Raw genomic sequence first — 17,286 nt, 5'->3', positions numbered from 1 at the left:
AGCAATCGGAATGAGTCGACCTATTTCGTTGGGACTAGATTTTGGCACCGAATCGGTGCGCGCAATCCTTGTTGATGCCGCTGGCAACCAGTTGGGCCTGGCCACCAGCGACTACACCAGTGGCCAGATCACTCAATCATTGCCTGGATCCAGCGAACGGTTACCGGCGCGTTTCGCACTCCAAGATCCAGCCGATTGGATCGAGTCGGCTGCGGTTGCCACCCGTGCCGCACTGGACCAAGCGGGTATCGAAGCAAAGGCAGTGGTTGGAATCGGCGTCGACTTTACAAGTTGCACCATGTTGCCAACGACTGCGGCGGGCGTCCCGCTGTGCCAACTCGATTCCTTTCGAGACACGCCGCTGGCATGGCCCAAACTGTGGAAACACCACGGTGCATTGGAACAAACCGAGCGAATGAACGCCGTCGCAACGGAGCGGCAGGAATCGTTCCTGAAACGCTATGGCGGCATCATCGGACTGGAATGGTTGCTGCCCAAAATCTTGGAAACGATCGAGTGCGCCCCGCAAGTGGCCGAGGCCGCAGAGGTTTGGCTGGAAGCGGGTGACTGGTTTGTCTGGCAACTTGTCGGCGGTCCAGCCGAGACCCTGACACGGTCAACCTGCCAAGCCGGATACAAAGCGATGTGGTCAGCCAGCGAGGGATATCCGCCGGCTGACTATTTCAACGCCGTTCATCCGCTGTTGGCCACCGTAGTTGCCCAGCGCTTGCCCGGCGTGATGCGATCACCGGGTCAACCCGCCGGCGGATTGACCGCGGCGATGGCCGAGCAGTTTGGACTGTATGCCGGCACACCGGTCTCGACCGCGATCATCGATGCGCACGCGGCTGTCCCGGGTGTCGGCGCTGCCTCGCCCGGAACCCTGGTGATGGTCATGGGCACCAGCAGTTGTCACATGCTTAACGCCGAAAAATTGGTAGAAGTTGCTGGGGTCGCCGGCGTCGTTGACGGCGGGATCCTGCCGGGATTGTTCGGCTATGAAACCGGACAAGCGGCGGTCGGTGATGCGTTCGCCTGGTTGCTGCGTCTGTTGAACCTAGACAGTTTTGACGAACTGTCCCAAGCGGCGATGAAGCTGCCGCCCGGTGCCGAAGGCGTGCGCTGCATGGACTGGATGAATGGTTGCCGGACGCCACTGATGGACGGCGGGCTGCGCGGCGCCTTTGTCGGCCTGGGACTCGAGCATGGGCCAGCGCATCTGTACCTGGCACTGATGGAAGCGTCCGCGTTTGGACTGCGCTGGATCGTGGAATTGCTGACCACTGGTGGTGTACCGATTGATCGCCTGATTGCCACCGGCGGACTGCCACATCACAACCGCGCGTTTGTCGAGGTCTATGCCGACGTGTTGGGAATGCCGATCGAGATTCATCCGGCGACCCAGGGCACCGCCGTGGGCGCAGCCGTGCTGGGGATGGTCGCGGCGGGAGCAGAGCGAAGCGGGTTCCCAACGGTGGCCGATGCTGCGACCGCCATGGCCGGCGGACAGGGCGACACGATCACGGTCGAGCCCCGGCCGCAGCGTCACCAGGCCTATCAGGCACTCTATCAAGACTATCGTCAACTCGCCGCCGCGATCGAATCACATTCTGTGCCCCAGTGACCCCGGGCTAAGCTATCGAACGCCGTTGGCGCAAAGATGAGATTGAGTGCATACGACTCTGCCGATGGGTGGCACGCCAAGCCGCACGACCTCCGGGGCGGGAGAGTGAATCGCAACAGCGCAACCCGAAGCGTGAGCGAGGGATTTTGGGTGTAGACGGGATCCTTCGCTGACGCGTCGGGTTACCAAAAAACCTATGCCCCACGCGAAAACGCTGGCTTCCAAACGAACGCGTCGGGTTGGGAAATCCCAGGCCTTGGGCAAGGCGCGCGGCAGTGTGAATTCCTAACTGGCACGGCCTCGTGGGATCGACGCTGCAATCCACGACATGGATTCCCCACCTGTCCGACAAAATTTCTTTGCGGATTTATTCCCCCTTGACCTGAGTTTGTGTTGCACCGGCCCCCGTCAGCGCATAGTCTATAGAGATGCATTAAGTCTATAGACCTGTTCTTTGCAGATCAGGCGACGTGATTCGATCCCTTCTCCCCGGAGGAATTCATGAAGAGTTTTCATTTGATCCTGTTGCTTTTCACGCTGTCATTGGTCGGGTGCGGTGACGATTCGGAGCCGCAAGTGATTGAACGTGCCGCACCGGAAATCACCGACGAGCAACAAGACGCAATGTATGACGGCGACGAATAGCGGAGCAGTTTCGACGCCCACGCGAGGCCGACTCCGCTGGCTGCCTGCAAACAAATTGCCGATCGTTCGATCAGCAATCGATGACGGCGACTTCGGTCGTCTGAATTGCTTTTTCTCTCTTTTCCTTTTCTTACTCAGGCGTTGTCATGAACACACATCAACACGTTAGAGGTCGATTGGCATTCACACTGGTTGAACTGCTGGTGGTGATTGCGATCATCGGAATCCTTGTCGGCCTGTTGCTACCGGCCGTTCAAGCGGCCCGAGAAGCTGCGCGACGGATGAGTTGCAGCAACAATTTCAAACAACTCGGATTGGGGATTCACAACTATCACTCCACCTACAAAGCGTTGCCCACGCATGGCGGAGGGACCGGTCCAAACGCGATGACCGGCAACAATGACTCAAGCCGGTTCCACTTGAGTATGCACGTCGGTTTGACTCCGTTCATCGAACAGCAAGGGCTATGGGAACTGCTTAGCAATCCGCTGGTTGATGGCGGGACGACTTGGCCCGCATTCGGTCCGGTGCCATGGCGTGACGCCTATGAACCTTGGAGAGCGGAAATTCCAACCTACCGTTGCCCGAGCGATCCCGGCCGTGGCCTGCCCGCCTTGGGACGATGCAACTACGCTGCCAATCTTGGCGACAATATCTATTTGGTTCATCACGGTGCGAGAAACCGGCGCGGGTCTTGGACATGTTCCTGCAACGGAGCCAACAATCCAGATCGACGCGAGGGCAGCACATTCAGCAGCACCACCGACAACCCGACCGGAGCAGCCTTGGGCCGCGGGACCAATCGAGGCTTCTTTTGGGCGCGAAACGAAATGAGATTCCGCGATTGTCTGGACGGTCTATCCAATACGATTGCGATGGGCGAGATCTGTACCAGCCTGGGACAGAACGAGGTCAAAGCGGATCTATCCGAAGCCGGCGACGCTGAACTGGTCATCAATCCGTTGTTTTGTGACTCGGTGATTGATCCGTCTCGCCCTCAATTTTTCACCGGGAGCGCGGCCGGCCAGAATGATTCATCGGGTCGTGGGTTTCGCTGGGCCGATTTCCGACTCTCCTACACCAGTTTCCAAACGATCCGCCCACCCAATCGCCTGTCTTGCACCTGGGGCGCTGGTGCGGTCAGTGACAACGGGCACGCGCTGAGCACAGCTGGGAGCCGTCACCCCGGCGGCGCGCACATTTTGATGGGCGACGGTGCGGTGACCTTCGTTACCGAAAGCATAGACGCCGGAGATCAATCGATGATGCCGGCCTCCAACGGCCAACCAAGCGCCTACGGTTTATGGGGCGCGCTCGGAACGCGGGCTTCGGGCGAAATCATCGACGAGGCATTGTGATCCCTCGACCTTCGATCTGATGTTTTCAGGGCAGTGCTTTGTCGGCCATCAACCGACAAGCACTCGCCTCAGATTCTTGTGTTCCTCCCCCCCATGATCTTGCCAAATGACGCTGCGACCACTCACGATCCTGGTGACCTTTTTTGTTGGATTCACGAACCTGGTCTACTCCCAATCGCCCGCACCAAAACCTGACTGGCCCGCTGGCCAGGAAATTGGGTTGGCGGTTGACGTGGGGCCACTTGGCGCGACCCGTGACTTTGAAGTCCAGCCGAGTGGAGTGGCGAACGTTTTCGGCAACGGACCCTATGATTTGCTCGTCAGTGGCCGAACTCTGTTGCCATTCAAACGTTTCACTCGGCAAGGCGTGCCGGTGTTTGGACACCCCAGCATGTTGGACGTTCCCCGCGGCAGCCTGGCTGTGTTCTCCGCCGGCACAACTTCCAACGCCCTGGTTTACAACGGCAAAAAGATTCAGCTTTCGCGTTTCGATCGCAGCCGCCAGCGGTTCGAAATCACGCCAGACTTTTCTGCGACGGTCCCCGGTGGTCTACGGACATTGGCAGCGTTCCCATTGACCGACGATCGACTAGCAGTGCTATTCACCAAAGGAGATGGCAAGTCGCGCGGCGTTGAAGGGGCGCATCCCCATTCGGCTGACTATCGGCCGTTTGACGGATCAGGAATTTACCGCGGCAAACTGTCTTATGCCGTGTTGGGCGCGATGACACTGGAGAATGGCAATTCGGATCCGGAGATCCAATTCCCCATCTTTCCAGCCCAGCGTGATTTTTTGATTCGCTGCACCGGTTTGACCAAAGTGGACTATCCAAGTCTCAGCCGACAGGGCGTGATGGGAGCGGCATCCCAAGGCATGTTCTACTACTTTCAGAATGATTCCGAATCGGCATTGGATTTGAAACCGGGGGTGTTTTTAAGCGGCGCCGACGATAACGGCATGCGACACCCCGGAATCTTCCCCGGACTGGTTGCGATACCGGACCCGGTCACGGGCGATTCGAATCTGTTGGTGGGTGATACCGGTTCGTTGTGGTTCTATCGCTTTGCGGGACGCTTCAATCAGCGTGGTGGCCCCATTTACGATCCACCGGTGCGCGCCCTGATTGAAAACCCGATCCTCACACTCGGTGCGCTCCCGGTACTGACATCAGGCGACCTGGACGGCGATGGTTTGATTGACATGGTCGCGGGAAACGATGCGGGACATTTTCTTTTTGTTCGCAACATCGGAACACCGGAGAAGGCAGAATTTGATGCGCCGGTACGAATCAAAGCGGACGGCGAAATCCTGAAAATCGATGGCGGCTACACGGGAATTCAAGGTCCACCGGAATCGCGTTGGGGCTACAGCTGCCCGACAGTGGTCGACTGGAATCGCGACGGTTCGGCCGACATCATTTACAACAGCATCCAAGGCGACCTCTCGGTGTTGTTGCAACAACCCGGTTCCAGCCCTCCCTCGTTTGACAAACCGGTCATCCTAAAAAGCGACACGATGGAGATGCATCTGGTCTGGCGGACGCAACCCGCCGTGACCGATTGGAACGTAGAACAGGGGCCCCAGTGCATCATCGTCAATGACGAGAACAACCAGTTTCGTCGCTATTGGCAAATTGATGATTACAACGTCACGCCCGGTGAGGTGCTGCGTCTGACGACAGGTGAACCGATTCAAGCCCATGGCAAACGCTTTGCCGGCCAATTCGGACGCACCAAATTGCAAGCGACCGATTGGGACGGCGACGGCAAAATCGATTTACTGGCGGGGACCGGGCGAGCCGCGTCCATTCCAGGACCCGGCGGTATCCCCGACGACACCTTTGAAGGAGATCGCCGCCAGGCAAGTGTGCTGTTCCTGCGTAACGCAGGAACAAACCGGGAGCCCGTTTTCGATTACCCCCGCGTGATGCATTTTGATCAGCAGAAATTAGAAATGGGTGTCCACACCTGCTCGCCGCTGGCAATCGATCTGGGCCGCGGGAAACTAGACCTGCTGGTCGGCGAAGAGGATGGCTGTGTGATCTATTTCCCACGCGAACGGTTGTCGTGGGTCGACGTCCGCTGAGCCAACGTCCGCCGAGCCGACGCTCGCCGATTTCCCGTCGAGGCTCACCGGCACGCGCTCAAATCACTCGGCGGACTTTTCCAGAATGGGGCGGATGGGTTGATGATCGATTCCATGTTGGCTGACATAGCCAATTTGTTTTGATCGGTCGCCAAATTCCCAGATCGTTTCATTTTGGTGCGTCAACTTCAACGGATCAGCGGCAAACCGGGCGGCGGCGTAATGCCATTGTGGATCCGTGCTCGTTTTCAAAGCCGAAATCACAAGCAACAGTTCAGGATCGGTCCCCATCACAAAGGCAAAAATCGCTCCGTCATCTTCAATCTCGCTGCCGGTAAAGCGATAGATCGGCTGGGCCAATGCACGCAGCGGCTGGAAACCACTCTTATCCATGCAAAAGGCTTGGAATTGGCGTGCGAGACGGCGCATTTGAGTGAGCCGATAGACGCTGCTGTCAGCCGGAGCCGGTGCATCAGGGATCGGCTGAAACTTCAATCCAGGCCCGGGAATCTGGAAGTTGCTGCCGCCTTGGTATTCACAATTGATCGGCTCGGTGGTCAACGATTGAAATTGATGCGCCACCCGTCGACCGTCACCGCTGTGATAGGAGAACAACGAACCGACCAACACACCACGGCCGTTGTGTGTCCACACGAATAGGTCGCCGTGTGTCCCGGGCCGAAGCGGATTGCTCCATCTCAATTTGGCATCCGGCAAATCGAGCGGTTCTGCCGGGCTGGACGCCAGCGCAAACTTATATCGTGGCAGCTGGGCCGCGTAGTAGTCGCTCCATTGATCGCGAATTTCACCTTGCAGATTCTGTGTTTCTTGTGCCTGACCGACGGACGTTGTCAGGCAACAACCCCCAAACAGCAACACAACAAACGCTCGTATCATTCTCATTGGTTTCAACACGGTTCGTGGAACACCTTAATCTAGACAGATTGTCTCATCTGTATCTGCCCCTGTCAAGCAAATCGATTGGCCGGCGAAAAGGCAGAATTACAGGCCGCTTTCGCCGGCTGGATTATCGATCCAGACTTGAAAACAGGGGGCACACAGGTGCAGACGGCGGCGACAATGCACTTGGTTTTCCGCATCGACCTGCGGCGTGGACTCCAATTGTTCGATCAGCTTTCTCCATTGCTGATCCAGTTGATGCTGATCGAATGCGGTGGGAGAATCCAGGATCGGCGGCGACGAATCCACTTTGGCTTGGATATCGATTTCATAGAACTCGCCACGACCACCGACCAATTCCTTCAAACACCGATCGCACAGTGCAGGCATTTCTTCATCAAAATGGCTCATGAAGCTCAGACCGATTCGACAAGGAGAAAAGAAACAGGCGGTCGCCCGCTAGTGTACCGCATCTTCCCCGGGCGAACTCCGGTCGCAAAATCCGGTCGCCGGGTTGGCCCAAAATTTGACAGGCCGCCGCCAATCCGCCACGCTGCATCAATGCCGGCGGGCGTTTTATCGATCATTGTTCTTTTCTTCCCTTTCGCCGGTTGTCCACGCCAGACTTGAATCGACACCGCTACACGGCTCAGCACGACATTCGTCGCCGCCGCGTTCGGACGCCCCCGTATGAGACGCGCGAAATGGACCCTGATCCGCAACCGCCGGTCGTTCCGTCACGATTCCGCAATCGCCGCGACGGATTCCGATACCCAGGCGCCCCACCGCTGGCAGCGACGTCGGCCAAGCTGCTGGATGGAATTGAAGTCGTGCCGCGACATCTGAGCGACACTAGCAAACAAGAATCCGCCGGCTGGTTGAGTTCGGCGATTCTGCATGGCGGGTTGCTACTGATGATCGCGTTGATCGTGTCTCCGGCCGATCTGGGCGGCCAGGGCATGCGGACACTGCGATTCAGTTTCAGTCAGGACGTCGGCCAGATGCAGGGACCGATCGCGATCTTGGATGTGGTTGCGGTAGAAACAAATACCGAACCGGATCCGTCGCCGCCGGATCCTCAACCGGCAACGAAACCGAGTGACGATGTGGCGGAGAAAGTGGTCCAACAGCAGCAACCACCGGCCGTGCAGCGTAGCGGCGGCGCCCTACCGTCCGATGCCGCACACGGATCCTTTTTTGGGATCGAAGCATCGGGGCACGAATTCGTGTATGTACTGGACATGTCAGGCAGCATGAACGGGATGCGCTTTCGACGTGCTGCCAGGGAACTGGTCCGCTCGGTTGAAACACTTGATGCATCGCAAAAATTCTATGTGCTACTGTTCAACGATTCGACCACTCAGTTGCTCGGCAGCACATCAATCGCACCCAACATGATGTATGCGACCCGCGAGAACAAGAATCGACTAGGAAACTGGCTCAACACCATGAATCCCAGGGGTGGCACCGACCCACGATCCGCGTTGCATCTGGCGCTACGCATGAATCCGAGCGCCATCTTCATGTTGTCCGATGGCAAGTTTTCTGATGACAAGAAGCGATCAAAATCAATGCCCTTTGCCACCGCTGGCGACACGTTTGACGTCGTTAACTCTGTCGTATCGACCAGTCCGATTCACACGATCGCCTACGAAGATCCAGAAAGCTGCCAAAACATGCAACGGCTGGCCAATCTGACCAGTGGCGACTATCGATTCATCCAGCAGAAACCGGTTAGCGAACAAGAATTAGTTGCCATGGCTAAAGTTGCGCTCGCTCAAACATCGCCAGAGATCAGGTCCTCCCTTCTGGTCGAACTGCGAACGGAACTGGCAAAGGGTGCAAGCGATGAAACCAACTCAAAGATCGCCGAGAGATTGGCGGCATCCTGTCTGGAACTGCTGGCCATCCCTCGTGTCGATGATGCCTTTGAACTGTTCGTCCAATCGGTCCAACTGAGAGACAGACAGGCTGTCCCCCTGCCGGACCAGATCGATGCGATTGAGAAACTGACCCAACAATCGATGGCCGATGGCAACGACCTCACACGGCATCGGTTGTCCAGGTTGGCCAAGCGAATGATTGGCAGCCCGATCGCAACACGGATCAACGACGCGATTGCCGAAACGCTACTGGTCGAAGGACAGCAACTGGAAAATGATCGCAAGCCGCTATTGGCTATCGATCGCTATCTTCAGATCGTTCAACAGTATCCAAAATCCGACCTGGCCGCGACAAGCCGTTTGAAAAGCGATCGTTTTGAACAACAGGTCCGTGAAACAGCGCTGCGTCTGCAACAACAGCAAGATGTGTCTGCTGCGATTGTGTTTTTACGTGGATTGGTTTCACAATCCAAATCATCAGCGGCTCAGCCGTTGGTAGCAACGATCCTCCAGGAGCTGACCTTTCAAACGCTGGTACGCTATCGCGATGCCGGGATGGCGCATGACCGTGTCGAGAAAAACAAGGTCTTGGATCAATTGGAGAAAGGGTTTCAGGACGATCCATTGTTCGATGAACTTCGCACGCAGTTTGCCAGCCAAGAGCGAGCGGCGCGACGACAGTTCAGCCGGCTCCTTGAAACACAACACCAGACGGCATTGCCCCAATGGAAAGCACAACTGCAACAGATCGTCGATCAATTCCCGGATTCGATCGCCGCAGGGTTTGCCCAGCGACACCTCGACGCAATGCAACCACGAAACCATTCAGCCGGCAGAGTGATGGGTAGCGGAATCAATGAAAGTGTTTCGCTTCCATGACCACATCATTGCCCATCGATCGCTTGGCAAACCACACGACGCCATCGACCACACGGATCTGTCTAACGCTGCACTTGGTCGCCTACCTGTTGGTGACCTGTCCGACATGGTTTCTGACCAGCGGGACTCGCGACATTTTGATGATGCTTCCAGTTGCTCAATGTGCGTTGATCGCGATCTGGGCCGCGACGAGTTCGGCGCATAATGCGTTGCGTTTTGCCGGCGCGATTGCGGTTGGGGTCGCAGCCTGGATCAGTCTCTCGCGAATCAGCGTGATGGGTTTCTCAGCCACCGGATCCGCATGGGCAGGAGTCTTGCTGAGCGTTCAGCTGATATCCACACTGTTCGCCGTTTACACGATCAAGTGTCTGGGAATCGGCGTGCCATTGCAGAAAGACGAAAACAACGCAACGGAGTCTCCTGAACGGTTCTCCTTTCGACTGCAGACTCTGATCTTGTGGACCGTCGTGTTTGCAATGGTGTTTGCGATCCTTCGCATCACTCAGGGACACTGGGGATGGATGAGTGCCCCGCAAACACAAAAATTATGGTTGCCGATCGTCATCATCGGTTTTTCCGAGATGTTGATCCCCACGGCGCTCTACTATTCGCTAGCACCGCACAATTGGACGCGGCGCGGATTGCGATTCTTCGTCGCGATCCCACTGGCGCTGGTTGCGCTACTGGGCATCAATCGCTGCCTCGAATGGAGTTACCCTGGCACAGTGTTCCTGCCGCCCGGCCGCGCGCTGATGCTGACTGCGATCAAAGGGGCCATCATTGCAATCACACTCTTGCTGTGCCGGCGCCCCGCGATCAGTTCACTTCGGCTGCAAACGGCGAATCTTTGATCGCCAACCAACGAGCAAGCGATTTGGTGGTGGCGCGGCGAATGACCGAAGGCCACAGATCTTGATCGCCGACAAACACGTCGTCTTCGGTGGCATCGATCAAGTGCCAGAACCCGGCGTCGATTTCAGATTGAAGCTGATCCACCGACCATCCCAAGTGACCGACAATCAAACGAAAGGAGCTGGGTTTGTGTTTGACCAAGGTCTCCAAGAGGTCGCGTTGGGCCGCAACATAGACACCTTTTCCGGCCACCGCTTCGGCATGTTCGCTGGAGTTATGGACAGCGACCACAGGGCCCGACAACGGCCCGCCGAAATGAATCGTGCCCAGAGTTTTGGCAGCCTGCGCCGCCGTGATTTCTGCAACTGTTTGGTCTGCAAATGTCTGGTCGGATGACGCCGGCACCGGCGCGTCCGGCGTGTTATCGGATGCGGCAGCAACACCGTCGGGAAAATTCGTCGGAAACGATTGCACCTGGTTTAATTTCCCCTTGCGCAATCGGTTGGGGTGAGGCCGTTGGCTAGGCTTGGCGGTCGGGTCGCCGTCACTGACGCCAGCCGCATCAAGCAACTTGGCCAGTCCCGGCGGGGCACTCATCGGACGATTTAGCAGCACCGCAAAAATGTTTTCGGCATCTTGATGGACCACCAGACAAACCGACCGCGCGAGCAATGGATCTTGGACGGTGGTCGATGCCACCAATAATTTTCCGATCATCGAATCGGACGGTTGAAGCGGGTTAGAATCCTGCATGATTTGCCTATAACAAGATGAACGAACTGCCAAAACGGCAGTTGCGTGATTCGTCAATCAGTTAGAATGCATCGCGTGTGCCAATGGGCCCCTCACAGCATCACGCGGAAATTGGAAATCGGTTTATGAGTCTGTACGAAATGCGACAAAGCTATCGACTCGGTAGCCTGTTAGAGAAAGACGCGGATGCCGATCCGATGGTTCAGTTTCACACCTGGCTGGGTCAAGCGATCGAAGGCGACCTGCCCGAATGGGTGGAAGCCAATGCGATGACTCTGTCCACCTGTGACCCCAATGGGAATGTCAGCAGTCGCGTCGTGCTACTGAAAGGATTAGACGACGGCAAGTTCTGGTTCTACACCAACTATGATTCGGCCAAAGGCCAACAAATGGAAGCCAACGCGAACGTCTCGCTGTGCTTCCTTTGGCAACACGTCCAACGCCAGGTACGAATCGAAGGCCACGTCGAAAAAGCCTCTCGCGAACGTTCCATCAGCTATTTCCACAAACGACCACGCGACAGCCAACTCGGTGCCATCGTCAGCCAACAATCCAGCGTGGTCGCTTCCCGAGAATCGCTGGAAAAGCAGCTCGACACTCTGAAGACTCAATATGCCGACGGGGAAATTCCCTGCCCCGAAAACTGGGGTGGCTACTGCGTCACCCCGACAACCATCGAATTTTGGCAGGGTCGTGAGAGTCGCTTGCATGACCGGTTGCGTTATCGCCGCGAAGGTTCGCAGTGGGTCATCCAGCGGCTCTCGCCCTAGTGGCGCGTCCAGATTTTGTTTTAGGGTCGACAATTCGTGGCGTACGCTTCCAGCTTGCGATTCACCCGGTGTCGTGATGGCAAGCTGGAAGCTCTTACCCACTTTTAATCTTAGGATTGACGGCTGTGCGTACGACGGACTTCCGGTCCGGCACCACCGCACTATCGCGGCAGCGCGTCGAAATCAATCACGGGCATTGCGTCGGTGGTCGTGGTACGAGTGAACGTCTCGCCTGGCTGTCCGGTTTCATCAAAGAACCCGCCATTGCGCAGATAGAACACGTCGCCGTCGACTCCTCCACTAAAATCCAATCGGTGACGACCACCACCGGTCGCATCGACGCTGAATCGTGCGGCGGTGCAGGCAGACCATTGCGATTGCGTGTCACAAACCCAAACATTGCCGTACAGCGCACGTCGGCCGATGTAGCCATACTGTGGCGCAAAGTTTTCCAAGAAGCTGTGAAAACGGGTCAGATGAGTGTCCGTTTGCGGACGTCGAAAACTTGCGACCAGCCGCCACGAATCAGATTCTTTTTCAGAAAACCATGACGTGTAATGGGTGCCACCTTGGCCATCCGGTTTGACCTCCGTCAGAAAGCGATACGTCGTACCGGCTTTCCAAGGGTAGACGAGATAGCTTTGTCCACCAGAACCTTCATTCCCAAACTGGCCGATGTGCACGTCGGGTCCTTTGCCCAGTGTCGTGATCTGCTGTTCCGGCGGAATATCCTGCGGATTGTCGGTTTTGAAAGGACTCCAAACCGAGAACAGGATGCGTCGCTCGTCTTCCGAGTTGACCTGAATTCCAAAATAGCCCTCTCCAAAACCGTTGGCCATGAAATACGATCCGATCGGATCTTGCCCCACCGGCACCGTGACTTCGCTGTAGGCATAACGCAACGATTTGTCCTGGGGGACTTGATAGCGCAAGTGAACCGAAGGCCCACGTCGCCCCCAGTAAAACATGTTGCCCTGGTTTGTTTTGACGTAATCCAGTTGCAATGACTCGGTCGACGACGAAACCTGCAACGATTCAATCTCGGCATACACGTTGCCGGATCGCTCGCTGCCCTGCAGATCCACACGGACATAGCCGGCCTGTGACACATCCACATCACCGACTGGGTGTTCCGCCAGATCGGCACCCTCGACCGTGGTTTCAAATGCCTTGTCACCGACCTTTACCGCCAAGATCGATTTTCCTTCCCTCACACGCCCTTTGAAGGCGATCCGAAGTGTGGCCGGTCGATCGACATGAAAATAGATCGAGAACACTTCCTGGGGATCGTTCCAAGCAAGCGTGCCACCGCGACGAAGCCCATCACGGCCTGGACCGGGAGCGGTCCGAAACGCGTTCCCAGCCACTGGAACGGACCAGTCCGCTGCCCTGGACGACTGAGCCACGATCAGCTGTGGCAACAACGCAAACAGTAATACAAGACTCAGACGGGGGGCTGCATTCATCATCAGGTTTTCAAACGGAGCATTTAGCGTACATCAGGACATTCCCACTGGACGCATATTCGTCACTGCTGCCCGATTCAGCAACCACTGCAATTGCGACGGCAATCACCAGCACCAACAGCGGCAATGCGATCCGAACCGCCAACGCCTTGGCCCCGGTCAATCGCGACAGAGGCCCCGCGACCGTCAACCACAGGGCCAGCGGTGCGGCGGGCACTATCGCGTAAGAAACCATTGGTACATCGCTGAAGGAATTGACACGGCCGATCATCAACAATCCAACCGCCGCCATGGCAAAGGCAAACACGCCCCCGGTCACGACGAATCGGTCTGCCAACCAGCCGCCGACCACAGCGATCGCAAACAATGCGAATGCGGCCGCAATTCCAATCTGTGCAAACCGCATGCTGCCACTGAGTGCCAGGACAACCGCGGCCGCCGTCATGGTCAACCACATCACCGCCGGCAACAGCGGTCCTTTGAATCGAACGGCTAACGGTTCCATCAAACCGGTCAAGACGACCAGGTAGATCGACAATCCGATCCAATACGAAGTTCTCGATGGCTGCAGGTCTTCCCAATCGGGCACCAAGAACCAACCGGCGCCAATTGCGACCACCAAATACAACAACGGACGCTCGAATAACCAGACTCCCTCGGCACAGGCAACCGGGCCAGCCACCGCAGCGGCCAACACGGCATAGGGCAGCCAGTGCCAATGTGTCTCGGCCAACCAAGGGCCCAGGTCAAGCAATTCGTATCCGGCAAACAGTCCCAAAGCCAACGCGGCCGCAGCGGAGTACCGCCGCGCGAGAGAATGCGGCAGCACCCAAAATGCCACCAAAACGACCGCCGCTGCAACAACGGCCGGAACCAACCCGCCGTACAAAATGTCCTGAATCGAAAACACGTAAGGCTCTCAAAAAAGGGGCTGGATAGATGAAGTGACGAAAGCCTATTTGGACTTCGTCGCTTTGCCGATCGTAACGATCAACTGCACCTCGTTGGTGACCTTGCCTTGCCCATAGTTCATGCCGAACTTGGTGCGATCAATTTTGAAATCACTGACCAGCGTCAATCCTTCGGGAGTGGTCTGAACCGTCGCCGGGACTTTGATCTGCTGGGTATTTCCCAACAGAGTGAACTCACCGGTGATCACCACTTCTCCGTCCGCTTTGCCGGCGGCGACCGCGGTCGAACGAAAGGAAGCCTTGGGGTTTTCACGGACGCCGAAGAAATCAGGACTCTTCAGGTGTGCGGTCAGCTTGTCAATTTCGGTCCACAACGAACCGGTTTCGATTTCAAACGCCACGGATTCCAACGCCCCATCGTCACCCACGCTGGCTTTGCCAGAAAACTTTTCGAAACCACCTTTCCGCGGATCAGGTTTATCCCCTTCGTGGGTGCCGACAAAGTCGATTCGTGAATTGGCCGGTGCGAGCGTGGCAACACCGGAATTCAAAGGAACGGGTTTTAGTTGGCTGGTGGTCGCGGTTGCTTGGCCGAAACAGGGTACGGCCATTGAGCAAAGAATCATCGAGCAAAGAGCCAAGGTCGGAGCAAAAACTTTCATCATTACACTTTCAATGGAGTGAAGAAGCAGAAGGGAAAGAGACATTTGCTGGAATAGCCAGCGGTCGGCTGCAACCGCCGATTCCAGTTCAAAATTATAGGTTAGGCCCAATCACGAGTCGCTCGAGAACAGAGTCGATTGGCTTCCTCGTCGTCGACAAAACGCTCGGTTTTCGGATCAATGGTCAGCGATCGATTCAGCATCCAGGAGAGGGCCGCGGCATGACAAGCGATATGTGATCGCCGCATCACCGTTGGATTGCAGACCGTTTGCTGACGATTTTTGACACAATCAAAGAAATTTCGGGCATGTGCCGACACGTCCAATCCACGCACCCGATTGACATTGCCAAGTTTGGCTTGCAACGCTTTCGAACTGGCCACGATTTCGCCTTCGTCACCGGTTTCCACCGATCCTTCGTCACCAACGAATCGCACCGGACAAGTCCCCAAACGTGTGATCCAACGCGGCCCACGGTCACCAAACGGATCGCTCAAAAAATCGATCACCAGTTTGACGCCATTGGCGTAGGTGCAAACGATATTCTCTGACGACGGCTCATAGGTCACCGGTATGCTGTCGTCGGAATCATTGGCCCACTGGCACAAATCAACCGTGTGCGCGCCCCAGTCCAGCAACCTTGCACCACTATCAAAATCGTATTGGTCGCGCCAGCGGCCTTGGACATATTGTTCGTTGTAGGGGCGCCAGGGTGCCGGCCCCAACCACATGTTCCAATCACACACTGCTTTGTCCGGCGTTGGTTGAGCCGGCAGCCATTCGTTTCGCAGCGAAGGAATGTACACAGTGGCGTGCAGCGTTTCGATTTTCCCCAACCCGCCACTGCGAGCCAATTGGACCGCCTGTTGGAAATTCGGGACGCTGCGGCGCTGCGTTCCCGCTTGGAAAATACGACCGGTCCGATCAAACACTTGGGCGATGTTTTGACAATCGGCGATCGTGATGCCGCAAGGTTTCTCACTGTAGACATCCTTGCCCGCTTCGGCGGCCATGATCGAAGCGGCGGCATGCCAGCGGTCACCGGTGGCAACGATCACCGCATCAATGTCATCGCGGGCGATCAATTCACGAAAGTCGCGATGAAGGTCACAGTCCTGGCTCGCATAATGATCGTCAACCAGTTTTTTTCCGGCATCACGCCGTGACTGCTGCACATCCGCAATGGCGACACACTGTACATCATTCAACTGCAAGATCGACTTCATGTCATAGGTACAACGTGGTCCAATCCCAACGACACCCAAGGTGATTTTTTCCGATGGCGGCACACTCTCCCCCGCCCCCATCGCCTTGGAGGACACAAAATAGGGCACCGAGACCGCTGTCGCAGCGGCAGCCGTGGAAGTCAGGAATTCTCGTCGACTGGGACCAGGCGTGACCGTTCGGTTGGCACGAATACGATTCATAAAAGTGGCTCGTCAAGCAGGGGGAACACCGACTGGGGTACAGTTAAACACCGCCAAACAGTCCAGTGTATACAACAAAACGAGTCCGATCGTTCAATCTTTCCTCTGTGCCGAGCTACGGTGCCGAGCTACGGTGCCAAGCCACCGTCCGATCGGCAATCGCAGTTCTGGGGGGCATTTGAACGAGGCATTTCGACGGGGCTTTGTAAGGTTCTACAATCTTGATGGTATTCCCCGCCGAGCCACCCTGCGAGAGATTTCGCAATTCACCCAACCCTTTCAAAACCGGGAAGCAATCCAATGGCATTTGACGTAAAAGGCAAGACAGTGTTGGTCACCGGCGCCAACCGCGGAATCGGATTGGCAATCGTCCAGGAAGCGATCGACCGCGGCGCAGCCAAAGTTTACGCGGCAGTTCGCAAGCTCGATTCGGCCGCTCCGCTTGTGGTTCAATATGGTGACAAACTGATTCCAGTCCATCTGGATCTGGAGGACCCGGCAACAATCCAATCCGCGGCCGGTCAAGCGTCCGACGTCGATGTGGTCGTCAATAATGCGGGCGTGTTGAAGACGGCCAGCGCGCTCAGCGACGATGCGATTGAGTCACTGCAGTATGAGATCGACATCAATGTGTTTGGTTTGATGCGCATGGCTCAAGCCTTCGCGCCGGTTCTGAAGAAAAATGGCGGCGGCGCCCTGGTGCAACTCAACAGTGTGGTGTCGGTCAAGACCTTTGCCGACATCGCCACCTACTCGGCTTCCAAAGCAGCCAGCTATTCCATCACCCAAGGGCTGCGTGAATCATTGGCCGATCAGAGCACTCAAGTGGTCAGCGTGCATCCGGGACCGATCCAAACGGACATGGCACATAATGCGGGGCTCGACGACGTCGCCGAATCGCCGTCGCTGGTCGCCTCTGCAATTTTTGACGCCATCGCAGACGGTCGCTTTCATGTCTGGCCTGATTCGATGGCCAAACAGATCGGCGGCCAGTACCAAAGCTTTGCCGAAAACGTCGTCGAAGCCGAGATGCAGGAAAACCCGGCGTAACGCTAATCGTTCTGGCAATA

Annotated in this window: 15 protein-coding genes; 8 read left to right on the top strand and 7 right to left on the bottom strand. The window is 56.6% G+C overall.

What is annotated here, in order from left to right; genetic code table 11:
• Positions 1–10: 10 nt before the first annotated feature.
• The 4 genes from NHH03_RS09725 to NHH03_RS09710 all read left to right on the top strand — a co-directional run bounded on the left by NHH03_RS09725 (position 11) and on the right by NHH03_RS09710 (position 5,713).
• Positions 11–1,624, top strand: coding sequence for a ribulokinase (locus NHH03_RS09725; protein WP_253155686.1), 1,614 nt, complete (start codon positions 11–13; stop codon positions 1,622–1,624).
• A 501-nt stretch (positions 1,625–2,125) separates the two neighbouring features.
• Positions 2,126–2,269, top strand: a complete 144-nt coding sequence (locus NHH03_RS09720) for a hypothetical protein (RefSeq protein ID WP_253155684.1) — start codon at positions 2,126–2,128, stop codon at positions 2,267–2,269.
• A gap of 146 nt (positions 2,270–2,415) precedes the next feature.
• The gene (locus NHH03_RS09715) at positions 2,416–3,627 is read left to right on the top strand and encodes a DUF1559 domain-containing protein (protein ID WP_253155681.1); all 1,212 of its coding nucleotides are present in this window, start codon (positions 2,416–2,418) and stop codon (positions 3,625–3,627) included.
• Between the two features lie 106 nt (positions 3,628–3,733).
• Entirely contained in the window at positions 3,734–5,713 is a 1,980-nt protein-coding gene (locus tag NHH03_RS09710; protein ID WP_253155679.1) for an FG-GAP repeat domain-containing protein, read from the top strand.
• Between the two features lie 63 nt (positions 5,714–5,776).
• Here NHH03_RS09710 and NHH03_RS09705 read toward each other — a convergent pair whose 3' ends face one another.
• Positions 5,777–6,616, bottom strand: a complete 840-nt coding sequence (locus tag NHH03_RS09705) for a hypothetical protein (RefSeq protein WP_253155678.1) — start codon at positions 6,614–6,616, stop codon at positions 5,777–5,779.
• A gap of 99 nt (positions 6,617–6,715) precedes the next feature.
• Positions 6,716–7,024 carry a hypothetical protein gene (locus NHH03_RS09700; protein WP_253155676.1) on the bottom strand — a complete coding sequence of 103 codons (309 nt, stop codon included), beginning with the start codon at positions 7,022–7,024 and terminating at the stop codon, positions 6,716–6,718.
• Between the two features lie 293 nt (positions 7,025–7,317).
• Between NHH03_RS09700 and NHH03_RS09695 the strand changes: the two genes are divergently transcribed.
• Both NHH03_RS09695 and NHH03_RS09690 read left to right on the top strand, forming a co-directional pair.
• The gene (locus NHH03_RS09695; RefSeq protein ID WP_253155674.1) at positions 7,318–9,375 is read left to right on the top strand and encodes a hypothetical protein; all 2,058 of its coding nucleotides are present in this window, start codon (positions 7,318–7,320) and stop codon (positions 9,373–9,375) included.
• A complete protein-coding gene (locus NHH03_RS09690; RefSeq protein WP_253155672.1) occupies positions 9,372–10,226 on the top strand; it encodes a hypothetical protein in 855 nt (284 codons plus the stop codon). Before NHH03_RS09695 ends, NHH03_RS09690 begins: the two co-directional genes overlap by 4 nt.
• On the opposite strand, the gene NHH03_RS09685 is transcribed toward NHH03_RS09690, so the two are convergent.
• Positions 10,192–10,980 (bottom strand): YqgE/AlgH family protein, encoded by a 789-nt coding sequence (locus tag NHH03_RS09685; RefSeq protein WP_253155671.1) that lies wholly within the window; start codon positions 10,978–10,980, stop codon positions 10,192–10,194. The genes NHH03_RS09690 and NHH03_RS09685 overlap by 35 nt on opposite strands.
• A 125-nt stretch (positions 10,981–11,105) precedes the next feature.
• On the opposite strand from NHH03_RS09685, the gene pdxH reads away from it, so the two are divergent.
• Positions 11,106–11,750: a pyridoxamine 5'-phosphate oxidase gene (pdxH, locus tag NHH03_RS09680; protein ID WP_253155669.1), complete on the top strand. Its 645-nt coding sequence runs from the start codon at positions 11,106–11,108 to the stop codon at positions 11,748–11,750.
• A 161-nt stretch (positions 11,751–11,911) separates the two neighbouring features.
• On the opposite strand, the gene NHH03_RS09675 is transcribed toward pdxH, so the two are convergent.
• From NHH03_RS09675 to NHH03_RS09660, 4 genes are all read right to left on the bottom strand, one after another.
• On the bottom strand, positions 11,912–13,219 hold the full coding sequence (locus NHH03_RS09675) for a DUF3472 domain-containing protein (protein ID WP_253155667.1): 1,308 nt from the start codon (positions 13,217–13,219) through the stop codon (positions 11,912–11,914).
• Positions 13,220–13,226: 7 nt separating this feature from the next.
• A complete protein-coding gene (locus NHH03_RS09670) occupies positions 13,227–14,126 on the bottom strand; it encodes a hypothetical protein (protein ID WP_253155665.1) in 900 nt (299 codons plus the stop codon).
• A 45-nt stretch (positions 14,127–14,171) separates the two neighbouring features.
• Entirely contained in the window at positions 14,172–14,738 is a 567-nt protein-coding gene (locus NHH03_RS09665; protein WP_253155664.1) for a YceI family protein, read from the bottom strand.
• Between the two features lie 152 nt (positions 14,739–14,890).
• Positions 14,891–16,216 (bottom strand): Gfo/Idh/MocA family protein, encoded by a 1,326-nt coding sequence (locus NHH03_RS09660; protein ID WP_253155662.1) that lies wholly within the window; start codon positions 16,214–16,216, stop codon positions 14,891–14,893.
• 300 nt (positions 16,217–16,516) lie between these two features.
• Here NHH03_RS09660 and NHH03_RS09655 point away from each other — a divergent pair, with 300 nt between their 5' ends.
• Positions 16,517–17,266, top strand: coding sequence for an SDR family oxidoreductase (locus NHH03_RS09655; protein WP_253155661.1), 750 nt, complete (start codon positions 16,517–16,519; stop codon positions 17,264–17,266).
• Positions 17,267–17,286: the final 20 nt, after the last annotated feature.

This window comes from Stieleria tagensis (genome assembly GCF_024129865.1).
Lineage (GTDB): Bacteria > Planctomycetota > Planctomycetia > Pirellulales > Pirellulaceae > Stieleria > Stieleria tagensis.
This window is presented reverse-complemented; position numbering and strand designations above follow the sequence as displayed.

Excerpts from the sequence above, each read along its gene's own strand:
- NHH03_RS09725 (WP_253155686.1), top strand. The coding sequence starts at position 11 with ATGAGTCGACCTATTTCGTTGGGACTAGATTTTGGCACCGAATCGGTG.
- NHH03_RS09710 (WP_253155679.1), top strand. The coding sequence starts at position 3,734 with ATGACGCTGCGACCACTCACGATCCTGGTGACCTTTTTTGTTGGATTC.
- NHH03_RS09660 (WP_253155662.1), bottom strand. The coding sequence starts at position 16,216 with ATGAATCGTATTCGTGCCAACCGAACGGTCACGCCTGGTCCCAGTCGA.
- NHH03_RS09705 (WP_253155678.1), bottom strand. The coding sequence starts at position 6,616 with ATGAGAATGATACGAGCGTTTGTTGTGTTGCTGTTTGGGGGTTGTTGC.
- NHH03_RS09685 (WP_253155671.1), bottom strand. The coding sequence starts at position 10,980 with ATGCAGGATTCTAACCCGCTTCAACCGTCCGATTCGATGATCGGAAAA.
- pdxH (WP_253155669.1), top strand. The coding sequence starts at position 11,106 with ATGAGTCTGTACGAAATGCGACAAAGCTATCGACTCGGTAGCCTGTTA.
- NHH03_RS09720 (WP_253155684.1), top strand. The coding sequence starts at position 2,126 with ATGAAGAGTTTTCATTTGATCCTGTTGCTTTTCACGCTGTCATTGGTC.
- NHH03_RS09690 (WP_253155672.1), top strand. The coding sequence starts at position 9,372 with ATGACCACATCATTGCCCATCGATCGCTTGGCAAACCACACGACGCCA.
- NHH03_RS09655 (WP_253155661.1), top strand. The coding sequence starts at position 16,517 with ATGGCATTTGACGTAAAAGGCAAGACAGTGTTGGTCACCGGCGCCAAC.
- NHH03_RS09675 (WP_253155667.1), bottom strand. The coding sequence starts at position 13,219 with ATGATGAATGCAGCCCCCCGTCTGAGTCTTGTATTACTGTTTGCGTTG.
- NHH03_RS09715 (WP_253155681.1), top strand. The coding sequence starts at position 2,416 with ATGAACACACATCAACACGTTAGAGGTCGATTGGCATTCACACTGGTT.
- NHH03_RS09665 (WP_253155664.1), bottom strand. The coding sequence starts at position 14,738 with ATGGCCGTACCCTGTTTCGGCCAAGCAACCGCGACCACCAGCCAACTA.
- NHH03_RS09700 (WP_253155676.1), bottom strand. The coding sequence starts at position 7,024 with ATGAGCCATTTTGATGAAGAAATGCCTGCACTGTGCGATCGGTGTTTG.
- NHH03_RS09695 (WP_253155674.1), top strand. The coding sequence starts at position 7,318 with ATGGACCCTGATCCGCAACCGCCGGTCGTTCCGTCACGATTCCGCAAT.